The 18,230-nt window shown below is 67.6% G+C and carries 18 protein-coding genes; 9 read left to right on the forward strand and 9 right to left on the reverse strand.

What is annotated here, in order from left to right:
* Nucleotides 1–100 precede the first annotated feature (100 nt).
* Genes HEQ16_08810 through HEQ16_08820 form a run of 3 tightly spaced genes read left to right on the forward strand, consistent with a single transcriptional unit; the run spans nucleotide 101 to nucleotide 3,340 of the window.
* Nucleotides 101–538, forward strand: a complete 438-nt coding sequence (locus HEQ16_08810; protein MCO4054136.1) for a hypothetical protein — start codon at nucleotides 101–103, stop codon at nucleotides 536–538.
* Nucleotides 516–2,810, forward strand: coding sequence for an OmpA family protein (locus HEQ16_08815; protein MCO4054137.1), 2,295 nt, complete (start codon nucleotides 516–518; stop codon nucleotides 2,808–2,810). Before HEQ16_08810 ends, HEQ16_08815 begins: the two co-directional genes overlap by 23 nt.
* 17 nt (nucleotides 2,811–2,827) lie before the next feature.
* Complete coding sequence (locus tag HEQ16_08820; protein MCO4054138.1) at nucleotides 2,828–3,340, forward strand: hypothetical protein; 513 nt, start codon at nucleotides 2,828–2,830, stop codon at nucleotides 3,338–3,340.
* Nucleotides 3,341–3,591: 251 nt separating this feature from the next.
* On the opposite strand, the gene HEQ16_08825 is transcribed toward HEQ16_08820, so the two are convergent.
* Entirely contained in the window at nucleotides 3,592–4,485 is an 894-nt protein-coding gene (locus HEQ16_08825) for an alpha/beta hydrolase (protein MCO4054139.1), read from the reverse strand.
* The gene (locus HEQ16_08830; GenBank protein ID MCO4054140.1) at nucleotides 4,482–6,809 is read right to left on the reverse strand and encodes a lytic transglycosylase domain-containing protein; all 2,328 of its coding nucleotides are present in this window, start codon (nucleotides 6,807–6,809) and stop codon (nucleotides 4,482–4,484) included. The genes HEQ16_08825 and HEQ16_08830 overlap by 4 nt, the downstream gene beginning before the upstream one ends.
* Nucleotides 6,810–6,972: 163 nt before the next feature.
* Here HEQ16_08830 and HEQ16_08835 point away from each other — a divergent pair, with 163 nt between their 5' ends.
* The 3 genes from HEQ16_08835 to smpB are packed head-to-tail and all read left to right on the forward strand — an operon-like array spanning nucleotide 6,973 to nucleotide 8,989.
* Entirely contained in the window at nucleotides 6,973–7,869 is an 897-nt protein-coding gene (locus tag HEQ16_08835) for a 4-hydroxy-tetrahydrodipicolinate synthase (GenBank protein MCO4054141.1), read from the forward strand.
* Nucleotides 7,870–7,877: 8 nt separating this feature from the next.
* Complete coding sequence (locus HEQ16_08840; protein ID MCO4054142.1) at nucleotides 7,878–8,522, forward strand: FMN-binding negative transcriptional regulator; 645 nt, start codon at nucleotides 7,878–7,880, stop codon at nucleotides 8,520–8,522.
* On the forward strand, nucleotides 8,519–8,989 hold the full coding sequence (gene smpB, locus HEQ16_08845; GenBank protein MCO4054143.1) for an SsrA-binding protein SmpB: 471 nt from the start codon (nucleotides 8,519–8,521) through the stop codon (nucleotides 8,987–8,989). Before HEQ16_08840 ends, smpB begins: the two co-directional genes overlap by 4 nt.
* Before the next feature lie 270 nt (nucleotides 8,990–9,259).
* Here the strand turns inward: smpB and HEQ16_08850 are convergent, their stop codons facing one another.
* From HEQ16_08850 to HEQ16_08880, 7 genes are all read right to left on the reverse strand, one after another.
* Nucleotides 9,260–9,994: a superoxide dismutase gene (locus HEQ16_08850; GenBank protein ID MCO4054144.1), complete on the reverse strand. Its 735-nt coding sequence runs from the start codon at nucleotides 9,992–9,994 to the stop codon at nucleotides 9,260–9,262.
* Nucleotides 9,995–10,180: 186 nt separating this feature from the next.
* Nucleotides 10,181–10,813: an NYN domain-containing protein gene (locus tag HEQ16_08855; protein MCO4054145.1), complete on the reverse strand. Its 633-nt coding sequence runs from the start codon at nucleotides 10,811–10,813 to the stop codon at nucleotides 10,181–10,183.
* 192 nt (nucleotides 10,814–11,005) lie between these two features.
* Entirely contained in the window at nucleotides 11,006–11,590 is a 585-nt protein-coding gene (locus HEQ16_08860; GenBank protein MCO4054146.1) for an orotate phosphoribosyltransferase, read from the reverse strand.
* 109 nt (nucleotides 11,591–11,699) lie between these two features.
* Entirely contained in the window at nucleotides 11,700–13,892 is a 2,193-nt protein-coding gene (locus HEQ16_08865; GenBank protein MCO4054147.1) for a bifunctional (p)ppGpp synthetase/guanosine-3',5'-bis(diphosphate) 3'-pyrophosphohydrolase, read from the reverse strand.
* A gap of 199 nt (nucleotides 13,893–14,091) precedes the next feature.
* Nucleotides 14,092–14,502 (reverse strand): DNA-directed RNA polymerase subunit omega, encoded by a 411-nt coding sequence (locus HEQ16_08870; protein MCO4054148.1) that lies wholly within the window; start codon nucleotides 14,500–14,502, stop codon nucleotides 14,092–14,094.
* Between the two features lie 103 nt (nucleotides 14,503–14,605).
* Nucleotides 14,606–15,031 carry a peptide-methionine (R)-S-oxide reductase MsrB gene (gene msrB, locus HEQ16_08875; GenBank protein MCO4054149.1) on the reverse strand — a complete coding sequence of 142 codons (426 nt, stop codon included), beginning with the start codon at nucleotides 15,029–15,031 and terminating at the stop codon, nucleotides 14,606–14,608.
* A gap of 4 nt (nucleotides 15,032–15,035) precedes the next feature.
* Entirely contained in the window at nucleotides 15,036–15,845 is an 810-nt protein-coding gene (locus HEQ16_08880) for a sulfoxide reductase heme-binding subunit YedZ (protein MCO4054150.1), read from the reverse strand.
* A gap of 297 nt (nucleotides 15,846–16,142) precedes the next feature.
* On the opposite strand from HEQ16_08880, the gene HEQ16_08885 reads away from it, so the two are divergent.
* The 3 genes from HEQ16_08885 to HEQ16_08895 all read left to right on the forward strand — a co-directional run bounded on the left by HEQ16_08885 (nucleotide 16,143) and on the right by HEQ16_08895 (nucleotide 18,152).
* Nucleotides 16,143–16,889 (forward strand): pyridoxine 5'-phosphate synthase, encoded by a 747-nt coding sequence (locus tag HEQ16_08885; protein MCO4054151.1) that lies wholly within the window; start codon nucleotides 16,143–16,145, stop codon nucleotides 16,887–16,889.
* On the forward strand, nucleotides 16,886–17,290 hold the full coding sequence (locus HEQ16_08890; protein MCO4054152.1) for a holo-ACP synthase: 405 nt from the start codon (nucleotides 16,886–16,888) through the stop codon (nucleotides 17,288–17,290). The genes HEQ16_08885 and HEQ16_08890 overlap by 4 nt, the downstream gene beginning before the upstream one ends.
* A 112-nt stretch (nucleotides 17,291–17,402) precedes the next feature.
* On the forward strand, nucleotides 17,403–18,152 hold the full coding sequence (locus HEQ16_08895) for an arginyltransferase (GenBank protein ID MCO4054153.1): 750 nt from the start codon (nucleotides 17,403–17,405) through the stop codon (nucleotides 18,150–18,152).
* Nucleotides 18,153–18,230 lie beyond the last annotated feature (78 nt).

Here is an 18,230-nt window from a genome sequence, read left to right on the forward strand (position 1 = left end):
CATGGTTTAGACATACTCCCGGCCGGGCCAGCATCCGGCCTCGTTGTTGCCTTGCTGGCCGTTCTGCGGCAGCCTGGATGATGCGCTTGGGGGATGGGCCATGTTTCAGCCGGCACGGTGGTGGTGGGGCCTGTTTCCTCTCGCATTGCTCTGGGTCGTCGCCGTGTGGCAGAAGTCCGGGCCGATCGCCGATCAGCTGGCGCGCGGCGCCGAAGCCTCGGCGCTGGCCGCGGCAGGCGCCACGCCCGGCCTTGCGCCTTTCCGTGCCGCGGTGGTCGGCCGCGATGTCTCGATCGCTGGCGATCTGGCCGACATGGGCCTTCAGCCCTCCGCGCTGAAGGCGGCCGAGGCCTTCTCCGGCGTGCGCCGGGTCGAAGGCGCCTTCCGCCCCGCGCAGCCGCAGCGTCCCTATGGCTGGAGCGTCGAGCGCGCCGGCAACACGGTCACGCTGTCCGGCTTTGTGCCGGATGATGCGACCCGCGCCGCCACCCTTGCCGCCGCCGCGCGCTCGGTCGGTGCCGGGCGCGCAGCTTGTTGACAACCAGCGTGTCGCCTTCGGCGCGCCGGCAGGCTTCGCCGCTGCCGCCGCCTCCGGCATCGCGGCAATCGGCAAGCTGTCTTCCGGCAGGATCGCGCTCACCGATGGCACGCTCTGCGCCGAAGGCGTCGCGGCCAGCTCACAGGCCTTTCTCGACCTCAATGCGGGCCTGGCCGCGCTTCCGCAGGGCTTGAGCCGCCGCGATTGCGCCGTGACGCCGCCTGCCGTCTCGCCCTATCGCTGGGCTGCGACCAAGGCCGCCACCGGCTCCATCGCGCTGTCAGGCTTCTATCCGTCCGAAGCCATGCGCGCCGACATGAACGCCGCCGTACGGGCCGCATCCCCGGGCACGGCGGTCAGTGATGGCATGATGCCGGCAGCCGGCGCCCCGGCCTCGCTCCTCGCCATGATCGATGCCGGCATGGGCCAGCTCGGCCGCATGGTCGAGGGCACGATCGAGATCGCCGACAGCGTCGTCAGTATGACGGGTCGCGGCCCTGCCAGCTTCGAGGCCTGCGATGCCTTGCGTCGGGGCGTCTCAGGCAGTCTCGCGCCGGGTTTCTCCCTCGGCGCGGTCGACATAGCCTGCCCCCCAGCGCCAATGCCGCCGCCGCCTGAGCCTGCCCCGATCTTCCTGCCTCCGGAGGTGGTTGCGGCCCCGCCGCCAGCCCCGCCGCCAGCCCCGCCTCCGCCTGCGCCTCCGCCTCCAGCCATCGTCACGGCCCCGCCGCCTCCGCCTCCGCCGCCGGTCGCGCTGAACTGGTCCGCCGTGAAGGACGCCTCAGGCATCAGGCTGGCGGGCCTTGCGCCATCCGCCGGGGCGCGCAGCCTCGTGTCCACGGCCGCCCGCGCCTCGACCGCGGGCGAGGTGACCAACGCCATGGTGGTGCAGCCCGGCATCGGCGCGCCGCCGGCCTTGGCCGCCGCGTCCGGCTTCGCGCTGGCCCAGCTTGCATGGCTAGAAGCGGGCGAGGCGACGCTCGATGGCCCCGTGCTGTCTGTCACGGGACGGGCCGGGAGCACCGCCGCGCGCGATGCGGTGATGGCGGCAGTCAACGGCGCGCTCCCCGCTGGCCTTCGCCTTGGCCGTGTCGCTGTCGAGGCCCCCGCCTTGCCTCCGCCCGCGCCTCCAGCCATCGTCACGGCCCCGCCGCCTCCGCCTCCGCCGCCGGTCGCGCTGAACTGGTCCGCCGTGAAGGACGCCTCAGGCATCAGGCTGGCGGGCCTTGCGCCATCCGCCGGGGCGCGCGGCCTCGTGTCCACGGCCGCCCGGGCCTCGACCACGGGCGAGGTGACCAACGCCATGGTGGTGCAGCCCGGCATCGGCGCGCCGCCGGCCTTCGCGGCAAGCGCCGATTTCGCCTTGCTCCAGCTCGGCCGCCTGACGGCCGGGCAGGCGAGCCTCTCCGGGCCAGTGCTGACGCTCACCGGCGCGGCAGCGTCGCCTGAGGCGAAGCTCGAGGTCGAACGGGCGTTGGCCGGCGCGCTGCCGGCCGGCCTGCGGTCCGGCAATGTCACCATCATCGTCAGGCCCTACTGGTTCGAGGCCCAGTCTGATCGCAGCGGGGTCGCGCTCACGGGCTATGTGCCCGATCAGGCCACGCGCGGCGCGCTTGTCGCGGCGGCGGAGGCTGCCGGCTACACCGGCAAGCTCCGGGACGAGTTGCAGATCGTCGGCTCTGCGCCGGCCAGTTTCGGCGCGGCGGCGCGTCAGGCGCTTGGCAATCTGCTGCGTCTGGACATGGGCTCGGTCCGGGTCGAGGATCAGACGGCGATCCTGCGCGGCATGACCTGCCGCGATGTCATCCGCCAGGAAGTGGAAACCGGCATGGGCGCAGGCCTCCCTGCCGGCTTCACCGGCTCGGGGCAGGTGTCGATGCGCCAGACCGGCTGCACCAACTGCCAGCTGGAGCTTGATGACGCCACCAAGGGGCGCAGCGTTCTGTTCGCGCAGGGTACGGCGCACTTCGGCCAGGATGCCGGCTCGGAAGGGGTGGTGAACGAGGTGGCGCGCGTGTTGCAGGCCTGCCCCAATGCCCGGATCGCGGTCGAAGGCCACACCAATTTCGATGGTGAGCGGCGCGGCTTCCCCAACAGGCCGCTCTCGCAGGCGCGTGCCGCCGCGGTGATCGACGCGCTGACGGCCCGGGGGCTCGCTCCGTCCCGCTTCACGGCCGTGGGGTATGGCCCGGACAGGCCGTTGATCCCGCATGGCGCCGCCGGCGCCCGCGAGCAGAACCGCCGCGTGCAGTTCACCATCCTCAGCCCCTGAACAAGGACGATGGAGCCATGTATTTTCTGATCGGGCAATTCGGCGGCTGGTTGATGCTGGTCCTCGTGCTGGGCCTGCTCGTGGGCTATCTGACCTGGAGCCCCGACCGCCCGCGCAGCCGGGGCTGGTTGCCGGTGGCGCTGATCGCGGCGCTCGGCGCGCTGCTGCTCACGGCCACGCGGGTGGTCAACGGCGTTCCGGCGCTGTGGATCGAGACGGGGCTGCTCTTCCTCGCGGTCTACCTGCTGGGCTGCCTGCTCGGCTGCATCATCCGCGATGCTTTCACCGCGCCTGGGCCCGGCCTCGGCGGACAGGGCTGGCACAGCAATCTGGGCGACCCGGCCCCGCCGCTTGGCGCGGCGCCTTTCGCGGCAGGGGGGCTTCGCGAGCCCGGCGTGCGCGACTGGCACAAGGATCTCACCGGCGTCGAGCGCCCGCCCGCTCCGGTCGAGCCTGCGCGCGTCCTTTCGCCTGCGCCGCCGGTCCGCGCGGTGGAGCCGGGCGGGGTCAGGGGCAGGCATGTGACCTGACGCAGGCTTCGCCCGAGGCATAGGCCGCTTCCCCGTTGGCCAAGGTCGCGGACGAGGATGCGATCGAGTGCGGATGCCGCAGGGCAGCAGACCGCGTTCGCGTTGCGGGTGGAGCGCGGTGATCTCGCCGCCTCGAAGGAGGACGGCGCGCTTGGCCAGGGCGATGTGGCCGCGCTGGATCCCGACATGTCACGGCGTTGACTCGAGCCGACGCCCTGTTCCGATGGCGCTTTCCCGATGTATCGGCCGGGCTAGAGCCGCGCCTCGTCGGCGCGCGCGCACAGCCGCGCGATGCGGTCGATGATGCCCTTGCCGGCAAGGATGGGCGCGTGGCCCTGTCCCGGCACGGTCCAGCTTTCGCAAGCCGGATGCCGCGCGGCCATCGCCTTGACTGTCTCGTCGGAGATGAGATCGGAGTGCTCGCCGCGCAGCACAAGCATCGGCACATGCTTGAGCCCATCGAAAAAGGGCCACAGGGCTGGCAGGGGCGCTTCGAGGTCGAGCGCCTCCAGCGTCTTCGACAGCGCCGGGTCATAGTCCGGCGCCAGCTTCCCGTTCTCATCCTTCCAGGTGCGGCGGGCATAGCCATCCCAGCCGGCCGCGTCGAGCGCCGGGAACTGGCTGCCAAAGACCTGCCTGAGGATGTCCGCCGCCTGGGCCCAGTCGCGCGGGGCCGGCAGCTTGCCGACATAGCCGCGGATGCGGATCAGCCCGCGCGCATCGAGCACCGGTCCGATGTCGTTGAGCACGACGCCCTTGATCGCGGTCGGCCGCACCGGAGCCATCGACATGGTGAGCAGCCCTCCGCGCGAGGTGCCGATGAACACCGCCTCATGCACCCCTGTCGCGGCCAGGACCTGAAGCACGTCATCAAGCTCGATCTTGAGGTCGTAATGCGTCCAGTCTGCGTCACGCTCGGATCGCCCCCGGCCGCGGTAATCCACGGCGATCACACGGCGCGGGCGCTTCGGGTCCGAGGCCAGCGCCATGGCGAGATCATGGAAATCGGCAGAGGTGCGGGCCAGGCCCGGCAGGCACAGGGCGGGCAGGGCGGACGCACCGGCATCGCCATAGTCGCGCACATGGAGCTTCAGGCCATCGCGCGCGCTGATGAACAGGCTGCGGTATCCGGCGTCGTCGATCATGGAGCCTGTCCTGAACCCTGTCCTGAACCCTGTCCTGTGGCCTTTCCTGCGTTGCCCGCTGCATCTGATGCGGCGGGACGCGCCGCACCGTCCTGACCGATATCCATCTCGCCGGCAAATGCAGCTTGGCGCACGCCGCGCACAAGGTCGCGCCGGATCATGAGAAGGGAGTGCGCACCCAGCCGCGCGCGGTAGACCTGAAGGTTCTCCAGCACGCGCTGCACGTAGTTTCGGGTCTCGGTGAACGGGATGCGCTCCACCCATTCGATCGGATCGACGCCGGGCTGGCGGGGGTCGCCATAGGCTTCGATCCAGTTTCGCACATTGCCCGAGCCGGCATTGTAGGCGGCGAACGCCAGCACATAGGAGCCCCGCCAGTCACGCAGCAGGTCGCCCAGATGCGCCGATCCCAGCATGGCGTTATAGGCGGGATCGGCCGTGAGACGCGCCGGCTCGAAGCCGACCCCGATGCGCCGGGCTGTCTCGCGGGCCGTCGGCGGCATCATCTGCATCAGCCCCCGCGCGCCCGCATGGGATACGGCGGCCGGGTCGAAAGCGCTTTCCTGCCGGGCGATGGCATAGATCATGGCCCGCTCCACCGGCAGGCCGGTCGGCTCGAAGGCGGGAATTCCGCCCGTGGGGTAGGCGGTCAGGTCAAGCGGCAGGCCGCGCTGCACGGCGGCCTTGCCGATGTTGACCAGCAGCCGCGTATCTCCGACCCGCGCCGCGATGCCGGCCAGATGCTGCACTGTGTCCGCATCATCGAGCGTGCGCGCAAGATCGAGGATGAGCGCGCGCGCGAGCGCATGCCTGTCCGCTGCTTCGAGCGCCTCAACCACGGCGATGGCGGGGTGGAAGGTGGGCGAACTCGCTGAGGCGCTGCGCAAGGGCACGTCGAACTGGCCAAGCCGGGTGCGCGCGATCTGGCCGTAATAGGCGATGGGCTGGGCTGCGGCGATGGCGTACTGCGCCTCGGCCTCCTGGCCGCGCCCCAGCGCCTCCAGCGTGTTCGCGCGCCAGAACGCGGCCCGGGCGACCGAGATCGGCGTCTCGGCATGGCGCGCCGCCTCGATGAAGTGCGGCAGGGCCTTGGCCGGGTCATCCAGGAAGGAGAGCGCGATCCAGCCCGCATGCCACTCGGCCTCGATGATCGACTGCGGCGTCTCGGCTGCATGGCGGGCGGCCACAGCATAGGCCTCGGCGGGCTGCTTTCTGTCCAGCAGCTGCCGTGCGATCAGCCGGCGCTCCACCCACCATTCATCCCCATCCACCAGCATTCCGGCGTCGCGCGGCAGGGCGGCGATCAGTTTGGCCGAGACATCGGCCTCCTGCTTGCGGCGGTGGTGCTGCGCCAGCGCGAAGATATGCGCCGGGTCCTTGCGCAGGGCGGCGGGGACATTGGCCAGCGCCGCCGCAGAGCGTGCGCTCTGGCTCGCGACGGCCAGCCTTGCCTGCGCCAGCTTGACGAAATCCGATCCGGCGCGGGCGGCGTTGCGCAGCGCCGGCTCGGATTGCCCCTTGAACAGATACATCTCCATGCGGTCGCGATGATCACGCTGCGTCAAGGCGTCGCCGAAGCTCTTGAGGATCATGGCTTCGAGTTCGCGGCCGAGATGGTCCTCGCGCCAGAGGGTCCTGGCAAGGCTGTAGGCCGCGGCCGCCCGGCCTGATTGCTTCAGCGCCAGCGCCAGCGCGGCGCGCCCCGCCGGGCTGGCCGGGGTCCGGCCTGCCAGGAAGTTGATCACAAGCGCCGGCGCCACTCGCTGGCTGAGCATGGCTTCTTCGGCCCGCCGCTGCAACGCCGGTTGCGCGAGCCAGGGCGGCGCCGATCGGATGAAGGCCGCCAGCCGTCCAAAGCTCATGGCGGGCGCGCCGCTGCGCACGGCGGCCCACTCGGCGGCTAGGCGCGCCGCCTCATGCTCCATCACGCCCAGCGCCTCATCGCCCTCGGCGATGCGTCCGCGCTCGTAATGGCCGATGGCGAGGCCCAGGCGCTCGATCTCGGCAGGGGTGGGCAGGAGCGGCAAAAGGCGCTTCGTCTCGGCCGCGCCGGAACGGCTGGCCGCGATCGCGCCCATGATCTGCACATCCGCCCCATGTGGCGTGGGCGCGTCCGCTGCCGGGGCAATCTGCGGCGGTGCGGCGGCGAGCGGCTGGCCTGGCGCAGGCCGCTCGACCGGGGCGGGCACGCTCACAGGCGCCTCGCCGGCATCGGGGACGCCGAGGACAGGTCCGAGGCCCAGAGCCAGCGTGATGCTTGCCGCGGCCAGCAGGCCCCGGCGCGGAGGACGGGCCCCGGGGCACGGGCGACGGGGTTCGGTCATGCGTGCTGTCATCCCTCAGTGGTGCGTCAGCAAGGTTGATGATTTCCTAAGCGCATGCCCCCTGCGCGGCGCTTTTCCCCAGCCCGATAACCGGCTATGAACGCGGCCTTACTGGTGCGCAAATCACAAAATCACGCGCCATCGTGTCTCGAGGATCGCCCCCATGGCCAAGCATCGCCCCCTTCGCGGCTCCATGACCGCGCTGGTGACACCGTTCCGGAACGGCGCTGTCGATGAGGACGCCTTCCGCAAGCATGTCTCCTGGCAGATCGAGAACGGAACCGTGGGGCTGGTTCCGGTCGGCACTACCGGCGAGAGCCCCACGCTCAGCCATGCCGAGCACAAGGCCGTTGTCGAGGCCTGCATCGGCGAGGCAAACGGCCGCGTGCCGGTGATCGCGGGCGCAGGCTCCAACAACACCGCCGAGGCGGTCGACCTCGCCGTGCATGCCGAGAAGGCTGGCGCGGACGCCGTGCTGGTGGTGACGCCCTATTACAACAGGCCGACGCAGGAAGGGCTCTACCTGCACTTCAAGGCCGTTAACGACGCCATCGGCATTCCGATCATCATCTACAATATCCCCCCGCGGTCTGTGGTCGACATGTCTGTCGAAACCATGGCGCGGCTCTATGAATTGCCGAACATCGCCGGCGTGAAGGACGCTACCGGCAACATCGCGCGCGTCTCGCTGCAGCGGCAGGCCATGGGCCCGGACTTCATCCAGCTTTCCGGCGAGGACATGACCGCGCTGGCCTTCAACGCCGCTGGCGGGGTCGGCTGCATCTCGGTGGTGTCGAATGTCGCCCCGCGCCTGTGCGCCGACATGCAGCAGGCCACGCTCGCTGGGGAGTATGCCACCGCCCTGACGTTGCAGGACAGGCTTGTGCCCCTGCATGACGCCGTGTTCCGCGAGCCCGGCCTTGCTGGCGCCAAATTGGGGCTGTCCCTGCTGGGGCGCGGCAATGAGGAGGTTCGCCTGCCTCTTGTGCCGTTCCAGAACCCGGCCAATCGCGCGGCGCTCAAGGCCGCGATGATCCATGCCGGACTGATCAACGGCTGAGGCGAAAGATGTACGAACCCTCTCATTTCAAGCAGACGGACAAGGCGGCGCTGCATGAGGTCATGCGTGCCAATCCTCTCGCGCAGCTGGTCACGGCAGGTGTCGGCGGCCTCATCGCCAATCCCGTGCCCTTCATCCTGCATGCCGATGAGGGCGAATGCGGCGTGCTGCGCGCCCATCTGGCGCGGCCGAACGGCCAATGGCGCGAGATGGAGGCCGGCGCGGAGGCGCTGGTGATCTTCCAGGGCCGTGACGCTTATGTCACGCCCTCCTGGTATGCCTCCAAGAAGGAGCACGGCAAGGTCGTGCCCACCTGGAATTATGTCGTCGTGCAGGCGCGGGGGACGGCCCGCGTGATCCAAGATGGTGCCTGGCTACTGCGCCATGTCGCCACCATCAGCGACGCGCATGAAGATGGCCGCGAGCATCCGTGGGCGGTGACCGACGCTCCCCCCGGCTATGTCGAGGCGATGGCGCGCGGCATCGTGGGGATCGAAATCGAGATCCGGACGTTGTCGGGCAAGTTCAAGCTGTCGCAGAATCGCCCCGAGGCGGACCGCGTCGGCGTGGTCGAGGGGCTCGCGCGCGAGCCTTCGCCCTCGGCGGCCGACATCGCCGCACTGGTCAGGCGTCATGGAGACATTGGTTCATGAACGCGCCGACGGAGCGCTACCGGATCGCGGCAGACAATCGCAAGGCGCGCTTCAACTACGAGATCATTGACACGCTCGAGGCCGGGATCGTGCTAACCGGAACCGAGATCAAGTCTTTGCGCGGCGGCAAGGCCACGATCGGGGAGAGCTTCGCTGGCCCCAAGGGCACCGAGCTTTACCTGTTCAACGCCTATATCCCGGAATATCTTGAGGCCAATCGCTTCAACCACCTGCCCAAGCGCGACCGCAAGCTGCTGCTGCACAAGAAGCAGATCAACAAGCTTATGGGTGCCATCCAGCGCGACGGCATGACGCTGATCCCGCTGAAGGTCTATTTCAACGACAAGGGACGGGCCAAGGTCGAGCTGGGCCTCGGCAAGGGCAAGAAGCTGCACGACAAGCGCGAGACGGAAAAGAAGCGCGACTGGGAGCGCGAAAAAGGCCGCATCATGCGCGCCAGGGGGTGAGGCTCCGCTCCGCGCAGCGGATCGAAAGGTCCGGTGGACCTTTCGAAGGAGCCGAACGCCCTGAGCCATAGCGAAGGGCCGGGTTTCTCCGCGCAGCGGATCGAAAGGTCCGGTGGACCTTTCGAAGGAGCCGAACGCCCTGAGCCATAGCGAAGGGCCGTGTTTCTCCGCGCAGCGGATCGAAAGGTCCGGTGGACCTTTCGAAGGAGCCGAACGCCCTGAGCCATAGCGAAGGGCCGGGGCGTGCCCGACCCTTCGCAGGATTTGCTGTCAGCCAGCCGCCCTCTTGAAGTTCTCGGCGGCGACGTCCCAGTTTACCGTGCCCCACCAGTCGCGCAGGTAGTTGGCGCGGCGGTTCTGGTGCTTGAGATAATAGGCGTGCTCCCAGACATCGCAGCCGATGATGGCCCTGGCGCCCAGTTCGAGCGGGGTGTCCTGATAGGGCGTGTTGATGACGGCGAGCTTCTGGTTCTTGTCGAGCACCAGCCAGGCCCAGCCCGAGCCGAAGCGGCCCATGCCCTGCTGTGTGAAGGCCGTGACCATGTTGGCGGACGATCCGAACGTGCCGTTGATCGCAGCCGCGAGATCGCCCGCTGGAGCCTTCGCGCCGCCCGGCTTCATGATCTTCCAGAAGAAGTCATGGTTCCAGTGGCCGCCCAGATTGTTGCGCACGCCGATGCGGTGCGCGTCCGGCACGTCGGAGAGACTGGACAGGATCAGCTCCACCGGATTGGTGCGCAGCCCCTCCCACTGGTTGGCCAGCGTGTTGAGGTTGGTGATGAAGGCCGCGTGATGGCCTGAATGGTGGACGCGCATGGTCGCCGTGTCGATGAACGGCTCCAGCGCCTCATAAGGATAGCCAAGCTCGGGCAGCGTGAAGGCTGGAGGCGGTGGCGGCGCTGCCGGGGCCGCCGCTGGGGCTGGCGCCTGCGCGAGGGCGGGCCGGCTGATGAACCCAGCACCGGCGGCAGCGCTGATGCCGAGCAGGAAGTGGCGACGAAACATGGAAATCCTCCGTGGCGATTTTTCTTGTGCCGAAGCCACAGCTTTCGCGAGAAAATCAGCTCAGTGCAAGCCCCATAAGTGCACGATCATCCATGCCGCGCGCCGCTGCCGCAGGCTGACGCCAAGGCTGCCGGAGCGTTGATCTTCCCATGCTTTAATCGTCGCGGGGAGCGCTCGCGCCATGCGTCAGAGGTCGGAGGCTTCGCCGTCGCCGTTGGGCCTTGCGCCAGGGCGGCGCTCCGGCGCGGCGCCGGCCAGGGGCGCGCGCAGCGTCCGTTCGAGGCCGCCGTCGCGCAGGGCGCGTTCGCCGGGGTCGCGCTTGACCTTGAGTGTGGCGATGTCGATGAACTCATCGCACTGGCGGCGCAAGTCATCGGAGGCCATGGGCGGCTGCGACGCCACCGTCGAGACCACGGACACCCGCACGCCGCAGCGCTGGAGCTCTTCCACGAGCGGCCGGAAATCCCCGTCGCCGGATATCAGATAGACCTGATCGACCTTGTCGGCGAGGTTGAGCGCATCGATGGTGAGTTCGATATCCATGTTGCCCTTGATGCGGCGGCGGCCCATCGCATCAGTGAATTCGCGCGCGGCCTTGGTCACCACCGTGTAGCCGTTATAGTCCAGCCAGTCGACGAGGGGGCGGATGGATGAATACTCGTCATTCTCGACGAGGGTGGTGTAATAGAAGGCGCGGATCAGATAGCCACGGGCCTGAAATTCCTTGAGAAGCCGACGATAGTCGATGTCGAAACCCAAAGCTTTCGCCGTCGCATACAGATTCGCCCCATCAATGAATAAAGCGATTTTCGGCTGCATGTGATGACCCCCCCCTTCAGGCTTGGCCGCTACGGATCAAATCAAACGCGCTTGCATTGATCTGGTCGAGAAAAAATCCAGCTACATGGATAGCGTCCGTTACGCAACACAAGGCAATGCATGGGCATGTGTAATTTTCGGACTGCCCCTGTCTTTGCGTTCATCTTCCGGGATTGACAGCCCCTGGCCTCCTCATTTCGCTAGGCCCCGGCTGCCTGGCTTGACCGCAGGGATGGCGGCGAGGTCAGGGGGGAGGGCGTCGGGGCTGTAGGATGGCACCTCGTAGTCGATCAGCGACACCAGCGGCACGCCGATGTCGGCCTTGCCGGCTGATCGGTCCACAAGGCATGCCGCGCCCACGAGGGTTCCCGGCTGGTCAGCGATGGCGGCGAGGCACTCGCGCGAGGACAGGCCGGTGGTGATGATGTCCTCGACCATCAGCACGCGCGCCCCGGCCGGGATGGCGAAGCCGCGGCGCAGCGTGAAGGCGCCGTTCTCGCGCTCCACGAACACGGCCTTGGCGCCCAGATGCCGGGCCGTCTCGTAGCCGGGCACGATGCCTCCGACTGCCGGTGAGACGACCATGTCGATCTTGCCGAAGCGGGCCTCGACCTTGCGCGCCAGCGCCGCGCACAGGCGGGCAGTGCGCTCGGGATCCATGAATACGAACATCTTCTGAAGGAAGATCGGGCTGCGCAGCCCCGAAGACAGAATGAAGTGGCCTTCCAGCAGCGCTCCGGCCTCCCGGAATTCGTTCAGGACTTCGTCATGGGTCATCGGTGCGTCTCGTGGCCAGAAAAGGAGCCCATGCAGGGAGTGTGGTCCCTGTTAAGCGCAGGCTGGACGGAAGGTCCAGCCATGCCGGCGCATGGGGCGATTGCGTCGCTCAGCCCACGATGCGTTCCACCCCGCTGACGACCGGCTTCTGGCGCAGTTCGCTGATGATGGCGTTGAGGTGCTTGAGGTCCCAGACGGTAAGGTCGACGATCATGTCGGTGAAGTCGGGGCTTGGCCGCTGCATGGTCACTGCGTCGATGTTGCCGTCATGCTCGGCGATGACGGTGGTGATCTGCGCCAGCGTTCCGGGCTCGTTGATGGATTTCAGGCTGATCCGGGCCGGGAAGCGTCGCTTGCGGCTGTCCTCAAGGTCCCAGCGCACATCCAGCCAGCGATCGGGCTCGTTGTCGAAGGCGGCCAGAGCGGGGGACTGGATCGGATAGATCGTGACCCCTTCGCCCGGACTCATGATGCCGACGATGCGGTCGCCGGGCACCGCTCCGCCCCCAGGCGCGAAACGCACGGCAAGGTCGCTGCCGAGCCCGCTGATCGGGATCGAGCTTTCATCCTCCGCGCTGGGTCGCTTGAACTTGAGGTTCTCGCCATGCTTGAGGTCGAACCAGCCGGGTCCTTGCGCGCCGTCGGGCAGAGGCCTTTTCTCGCCCTCAAGGTCGGGATAGACGGCCCGCACCACATCGCCCGAGAACATCTCGCCCCGGCCGACCGAGGCCAGCACATCCTCGACCGTGGGGCGCGCCAGCCGGCTGAGCGCAGCCTTGATCTTGTCGTCGCCCAGCGGGCGGCCCACCCGCTCGAAGGCGCGCTCCAGGATCTGCCGGCCAAGCCCGGCATATTGGCGGCGCACCGCCGCGCGCGTGGCGCGCCGGATCGCCGCCCGCGCCTTGCCCGTGACGACAAGGGATTCCCAGGCGGCTGGCGGCACCTGCGCCTTGGAGCGGACGATCTCGACCTCGTCGCCATTCTGCAGTTCCGTCAGCAGCGGGGCGTTGCGGCCGTTGATCTTGCAGCCGACGGCCGAGTTGCCGACATCGGTGTGCACCGCATAGGCGAAGTCGATCGGGGTCGCCCCGCGCGGCAGCGCTATGAGCAGCCCCTTCGGCGAGAAGCAGAACACCTGGTCGTGGAAGAGTTCGAGCTTGGTGTGCTCAAGGAATTCTTCAGGGCTCGCGACCTCGGCCAGCGTGTCCACGGTGCTGCGCAGCCACTGATAGGCGCTGGACTCGATCATGGCGCGCGGACTCATGGTCCGGCCATCCTTGTAGATGGCATGGGCGGCCACGCCGTATTCGGCAAGCCGGTCCATGGTCTCTGTGCGGATCTGCAACTCGACGCGCTGGCGCCCCGGCCCGATCACGGTGGTGTGGATCGAGCGGTAGTCATTCTGCTTCGGCGTCGAGATGTAATCCTTGTAGCGCCCCGGAACCATGGCCCAGGTGGTGTGGATCACCCCCAGCACGCGATAGCAATCCTCGACATTGGGCACGATGACCCGGAAGCCCACAATGTCGGAGAGTTGTTCGAAGGAGACCGATTTGCGCTCCATCTTGCGCCAGATCGAATAGGGGCGCTTGGCGCGTCCCTTGACCGATGCGGTGATGCCGCGCTCGGTGAAGCGCTGGTCCAGCTCCTTCTCGATCTCGGCGATGAGATCGTTGCTGCGCGCCACGAAATCCGCCAGCTTGGCCGTGATGAGGGCATGCGCTTCCGGCTTGATGTGGCGGAAGGCCAGTTCCTCGAGTTCCTCGCGGAACTCCTGCATGCCCATGCGCCCTGCGAGAGGCGCGTAGATGTCGATGGTTTCCTCGGCGATCCGCAAGCGTTTTTCGGGCCGCATGTGGTCGAGGGTGCGCATGTTGTGCAGCCGGTCCGCGAGCTTGACCAGCAGCACGCGCACATCGGCTGCGACCGCCAGCAGCAGCTTGCGGAAATTCTCGCCCTGCGCGGCCTTCTTCGAAACGAAATCGAGCTTCTTGAGCTTGGTCAGCCCATCAACGAGCTGGCTGATCTCCGGCCCGAACAGCTTGTGGATGTCCTCGATCGTGGCGGACGTGTCCTCCACTGTGTCATGCAGCACGGCCGCCACGATGGTGGCGTCGTCGAGCTTCATGTCGGTGAGGATGGCGGCCACCTCAAGCGGATGGGCGAAGAACGGTCCGCCCGAAGCGCGCTTCTGCGAGCCATGCGCCTGCATCGCATAGACATAGGCGCGGTCGAGCATCTCTTCGTCAGCGTTGGGATTGTAACGCTTGACCCGCTCGACGAGTTCATACTGCCGCATCATGGGCTGGCGCCAAATCGATCCTGGGAGGAGCCGAACATGAATAGTCAGGCGCAACTGACGGCGCTTCAAGAGATTTTTGCCTGACGCGGGCAAAAAAATTCCCGCCCGGCCTGCATCTGTGGCGGACAACGAAAAACCCGGCCTGCGGGGCCGGGTCCTGCATGGTCTCTGAGCCGCTGGCAGCCAGTGGCAGGCGCGCTCAGTCCTCGTCGTCGTCGCGGCTGTTGCCGGAAGGCGCAACGAGGCCATCGAGGCCGCGCAGCAGGTCTTCCTCGCTCATGCGGTCGAACTGAACTTCGGTGTCGTCGCTGGCGCCCTTGACGGCCGCAGCGGGAGCGGCTGCCACCATGAGCGGCACGGTCTCGGCCTCGGGCTCGTCGACCTCGACATGCTTCTGCAGTGAGTGGATCAGGTCTTCCTTGAGGTCGTCCGGAGCGATCTTCTCGTCGGCGATCTCTCGCAGGGCCACGACCGGGTTCTTGTCATTGTCGCGCAGCACGAGGATCTGGGTGCCAGAGGCGATCATCCGGGCGCGGTGGCTTGCAAGAAGCACCAGCTCGAAACGGTTCTCGACCTTGTCGATGCAGTCTTCAACAGTGACGCGAGCCATGTTCGGCGTCCCTCTCAGGTTCGGGCATGAATGGAGAACGAAAGCCGCTCATACAGGCGCGAGCGTTGAAAGGCAAGGATGCCGCCGGACGGCCACGCTGGCCTCACGCATCCGGCTTGAAATCCAGCGCCACGCCGTTGATGCAGTAGCGCAGGCCTGTCGGGGGCGGCCCGTCCGGGAAGACGTGGCCCAGATGCCCGCCGCAATTCGCGCAATGCACCTCCGTGCGGGTCATGCCCCAGCTGCGGTCCACCGTCGTGCCGACCGAACCGGGCACAGGATCATTGAAGCTTGGCCATCCCGTGCCGCTCTCGAACTTGCGCTGGGCGACGAACAGGTCCTGCCCGCAGCCCGCGCAGGAGAAGGTGCCGGCGCGCTCCTCATGGTTGAGCGCGCAGCTTCCGGCCCGTTCGGTGCCATGGCCACGCAGCACCTCATACTGCTCGGGCGTCAGAAGATGCCGCCATTCGGCATCGGTGCGCTGGAAGGGGAAGGTCTCGACGGGTTTCTTCTGGCCGAAGATCGACATGGCATCAGGCTCCTTGGGAAGGGGTGGATGAGCGGGCGAGGGCAGGCTGGCCGGCGAGGCCGCGCCCGCGCCGGGGCAGCGACCGAGCGCGGGCCGCCTGCAGCAGAACCATGGTCAGGCCGGCGGCGAGCACCCACCACGCCGGGCGGATGCTGAAGCTGAAATCGAGATTGGCCTCCAGCACGCGCAAGGCCATGACGCCGGTTCGCGCAGCATACCAGCCCGCCTCGATGAGGGCGGTGCCGAGGCCGCTGGCCAGCGCCAGAGAGATGAGGGCAAGCGCGCCTGCCTCCACGCTCCGCTTGCGCAGCGCACGGTAGCCCATCAGCCAGAGGAAGAACCCCGTCATCAGCACCGGCTGCGAGACATCGACCTTCGATTGCAGGAAGAAGTGAAGCAGGGCGAGCACGGTTATGCCGTAGACCAGCGCATGCAGCCGGTTCCAGCGCGCGCTGCCCATGCGCTTGATCATGGCGTCGGTGGAGGTCGCCCCCAGCACCGCAAGTCCCATTATCGCGACAAAGCCGATGGTGAGGTAAAACCGCAGGACGATCTCGCTCGCGACCTTGAGCATGTCGCCGCGCTGCTCGACCACGTAAAGGCCGAGGTGGACCAGCACATAGGCGAGCGCGGTCAGCCCGATCATGCGCCGCACCATGATGAGGCGCGGCCAGTTCGCGACGCTGCGCAGCGGCGTGACGAGCAGCGACAGCAGCAGGAAGCGCACCGCCCAGTCGCCTGTGTCGTGAATGGCGTAGGTCAGCGGCTTGGAGCCCAAAAGGCCGGCCGCGGTCTTGGCAAGCAGGAGCGCCATCGGCGTGATGCAGCCGATGAAGACGGCAAGTTTCAGCGCGGAGAAACGTCCCGCGCGATCGGTCCAGGCGAACAAGGGCACTCTCCCTTTTTTCGTGCCGTCTCCAGGATAGGCCCGCTCCAAGATAGGCCCGTCGCCTTTCTTGTGACAGATGCCGGGGCGTCACGAGAGGGTGAAATGACACACCCGATGCCGTCCTCCCGCACATCCGTGTCCTGCGGGATGCGCGGAGGTGGCCGCTTTCCCTCGCCGCGCAATCTCGCTAGACCCGGAATGCTTGACGAAAGGTGCTGGCCGATGCGGTTGCGACTGGGCGTTAACATCGATCACGTCGCGACCGTGCGCAATGCGCGGGGCGGGCGCCTGCCCGATCCGGTGCGGGCGGCGCATCTGGCCGTGGCCGCCGGCGCTGACGGCATCACGGCCCATCTGCGCGAGGATCGTCGCCATATCCGCGATGACGATATGGAGCGGCTGGCGCGCGAACTCACAGTGCCGCTCAACTTCGAGATGGGCGCCACCGAAGAGATGATGGCCCTCGCCGAACGCCTGAAGCCGCACGCCGCCTGCCTCGTTCCCGAAAAGCGTTCCGAACGCACCACCGAAGGCGGGCTTGACGTGGTCGGCCAGCGGGCCATCCTCGCCCCCGCCATCAGGCGCCTTGAGGCCGCAGGCTCGCGCGTGTCCCTGTTCATCGAGCCCGACGCGGCGCCGATCGCCATGTCGGCCGAGCTTGGCGTGCCGGTGGTGGAACTGCACACGGGCGCCTGGTGCCATGCCGTCGCCGAGGGCGACAACACCCGCGCGGCTGCGGAACTCGCCCGGCTGCGCGAAGGCGCGCGCATCGCCGCTGGCCACGGGCTGGAGGTTCATGCCGGCCACGGGCTTGACTATGGCGCCGCCCGCATCCTTGGCGCCGTGCCCGAATTCGTCGAGTTCAACATCGGCCATTTCCTGATGGGCGAGGCGATCTTCCTCGGCCTTGAAGGCGCCATCCGCCGCATGCGCGCGGCGATGGATCAGGGCAGGGCTTCGGGCGCATGATTCTGGGCGTCGGATCGGATCTGATCGACATCCGGCGTATCGAGCGCTCGCTGGAGCGCTTTGGCGAGCGCTTCACCATGCGCATCTTCACCGGGGGCGAGCGCGCGCGCTCCGAGCGCAAGGCCACGCGCGCCGCCTCCTACGCCAAGCGCTTCGCCGCCAAGGAAGCCTGCGCCAAGGCGCTCGGAACCGGCCTGAGCCAGGGCGTGTTCTGGCGCGACATGGAAGTGGTCAACCTGCGCAGCGGCCAGCCCACCATGCGCCTGACGGGCGGCGCGGCGCGGCGGCTTGCGCAGATGCTGCCGGAGGGCCATGAGGCGTTCATCCACGTTTCGCTCACCGATGAGGTTTCGATTGCCCAGGCCTTTGTCGTCATCGAGGCGCGTCTGGCCGGCTCTTGAAGCAGACATCGGGGCATGCGCATTTCCCCGCCCTTGCCTTGCCCTTGTCGATCGTTAACGTATGCGTCGAACTCCCGACAGGCTTGACTGCTTCGACGACCAGAGGCCGCTATTGACTCGTCCCATCCGGGAAGCTCCGCAGTTCTACCTCACCGCTCCTTCGCCCTGCCCCTATCTGCCGGGGCGCGAGGAGCGGAAGGTGTTCACGCATCTGGTGGGCAACCGGGCGCGGGAGCTCAATGACCTGCTCACCCATGGCGGCTTCCGCCGTTCGCAGACCATTGCCTACCGGCCCGCCTGCGAGACCTGCCGCGCCTGCATCTCCGTGCGCGTGCTGGTCAATGAATTCGGCTTGGGCCGCACGCAGCGCCGCACCATGGCGCTGAACGCCGACATCATCGGCGCGACGGGGCCGAACAAGCCGAGTTCCGAGCAGTATTCGCTATTCCGCCGCTATCTCGACCATCGCCACCCAGAAGGCGGCATGGCCGAGATGACCGTGCTCGACTACGCCATGATGGTCGAGGACAGCCATGTCGAGACCAATGTCATCGAGTATCGCAAGCGCGGCCCTGACACCTTCGCCACGGGGCGCGGCGCGGGTGACCTCATCGCCATGGCGCTCAGCGACCGCATGGCCGACGGGCTGTCGATGGTCTATTCATTCTACGATCCGGCCATGTCCGACCGCTCGCTCGGCACCTTCATGATTCTCGATCACATCGAGCGTGCCCGCAAGCTCGGTCTGCCTTATCTGTATCTCGGCTACTGGGTGCGCGGCTCGCACAAGATGGACTACAAGTCGCGCTATCTGCCGCAGGAGCGCCTGATGGGCAGGGGCTGGGAACGCATCGAACGCTGAGCCGCATGAGGATTTCGAGACCGGACACCGCGAAAAACTCAACTGCGCTTCACCTGCTCGCAAAACGCCGCAATCTTC

The organism is Bosea sp. (in: a-proteobacteria) (assembly GCA_023910605.1).
GTDB lineage: Bacteria > Pseudomonadota > Alphaproteobacteria > Rhizobiales > Beijerinckiaceae > Allobosea.

What these genes read in the sequence shown, in the direction of transcription:
- HEQ16_08860 (MCO4054146.1), bottom strand. Translation starts at nt 11,590, where the DNA reads ATGACCCATGACGAAGTCCTGAACGAATTCCGGGAGGCCGGAGCGCTG.
- HEQ16_08810 (MCO4054136.1), top strand. Translation starts at nt 101, where the DNA reads ATGTTTCAGCCGGCACGGTGGTGGTGGGGCCTGTTTCCTCTCGCATTG.
- HEQ16_08825 (MCO4054139.1), bottom strand. Translation starts at nt 4,485, where the DNA reads ATGATCGACGACGCCGGATACCGCAGCCTGTTCATCAGCGCGCGCGAT.
- HEQ16_08870 (MCO4054148.1), bottom strand. Translation starts at nt 14,502, where the DNA reads ATGGCTCGCGTCACTGTTGAAGACTGCATCGACAAGGTCGAGAACCGT.
- HEQ16_08865 (MCO4054147.1), bottom strand. Translation starts at nt 13,892, where the DNA reads ATGATGCGGCAGTATGAACTCGTCGAGCGGGTCAAGCGTTACAATCCC.
- msrB (MCO4054149.1), bottom strand. Translation starts at nt 15,031, where the DNA reads ATGTCGATCTTCGGCCAGAAGAAACCCGTCGAGACCTTCCCCTTCCAG.
- HEQ16_08835 (MCO4054141.1), top strand. Translation starts at nt 6,973, where the DNA reads ATGGCCAAGCATCGCCCCCTTCGCGGCTCCATGACCGCGCTGGTGACA.
- HEQ16_08850 (MCO4054144.1), bottom strand. Translation starts at nt 9,994, where the DNA reads ATGTTTCGTCGCCACTTCCTGCTCGGCATCAGCGCTGCCGCCGGTGCT.
- HEQ16_08840 (MCO4054142.1), top strand. Translation starts at nt 7,878, where the DNA reads ATGTACGAACCCTCTCATTTCAAGCAGACGGACAAGGCGGCGCTGCAT.
- smpB (MCO4054143.1), top strand. Translation starts at nt 8,519, where the DNA reads ATGAACGCGCCGACGGAGCGCTACCGGATCGCGGCAGACAATCGCAAG.
- HEQ16_08890 (MCO4054152.1), top strand. Translation starts at nt 16,886, where the DNA reads ATGATTCTGGGCGTCGGATCGGATCTGATCGACATCCGGCGTATCGAG.
- HEQ16_08830 (MCO4054140.1), bottom strand. Translation starts at nt 6,809, where the DNA reads ATGACCGAACCCCGTCGCCCGTGCCCCGGGGCCCGTCCTCCGCGCCGG.
- HEQ16_08820 (MCO4054138.1), top strand. Translation starts at nt 2,828, where the DNA reads ATGTATTTTCTGATCGGGCAATTCGGCGGCTGGTTGATGCTGGTCCTC.
- HEQ16_08880 (MCO4054150.1), bottom strand. Translation starts at nt 15,845, where the DNA reads ATGGCGCTCCTGCTTGCCAAGACCGCGGCCGGCCTTTTGGGCTCCAAG.
- HEQ16_08855 (MCO4054145.1), bottom strand. Translation starts at nt 10,813, where the DNA reads ATGCAGCCGAAAATCGCTTTATTCATTGATGGGGCGAATCTGTATGCG.
- HEQ16_08885 (MCO4054151.1), top strand. Translation starts at nt 16,143, where the DNA reads ATGCGGTTGCGACTGGGCGTTAACATCGATCACGTCGCGACCGTGCGC.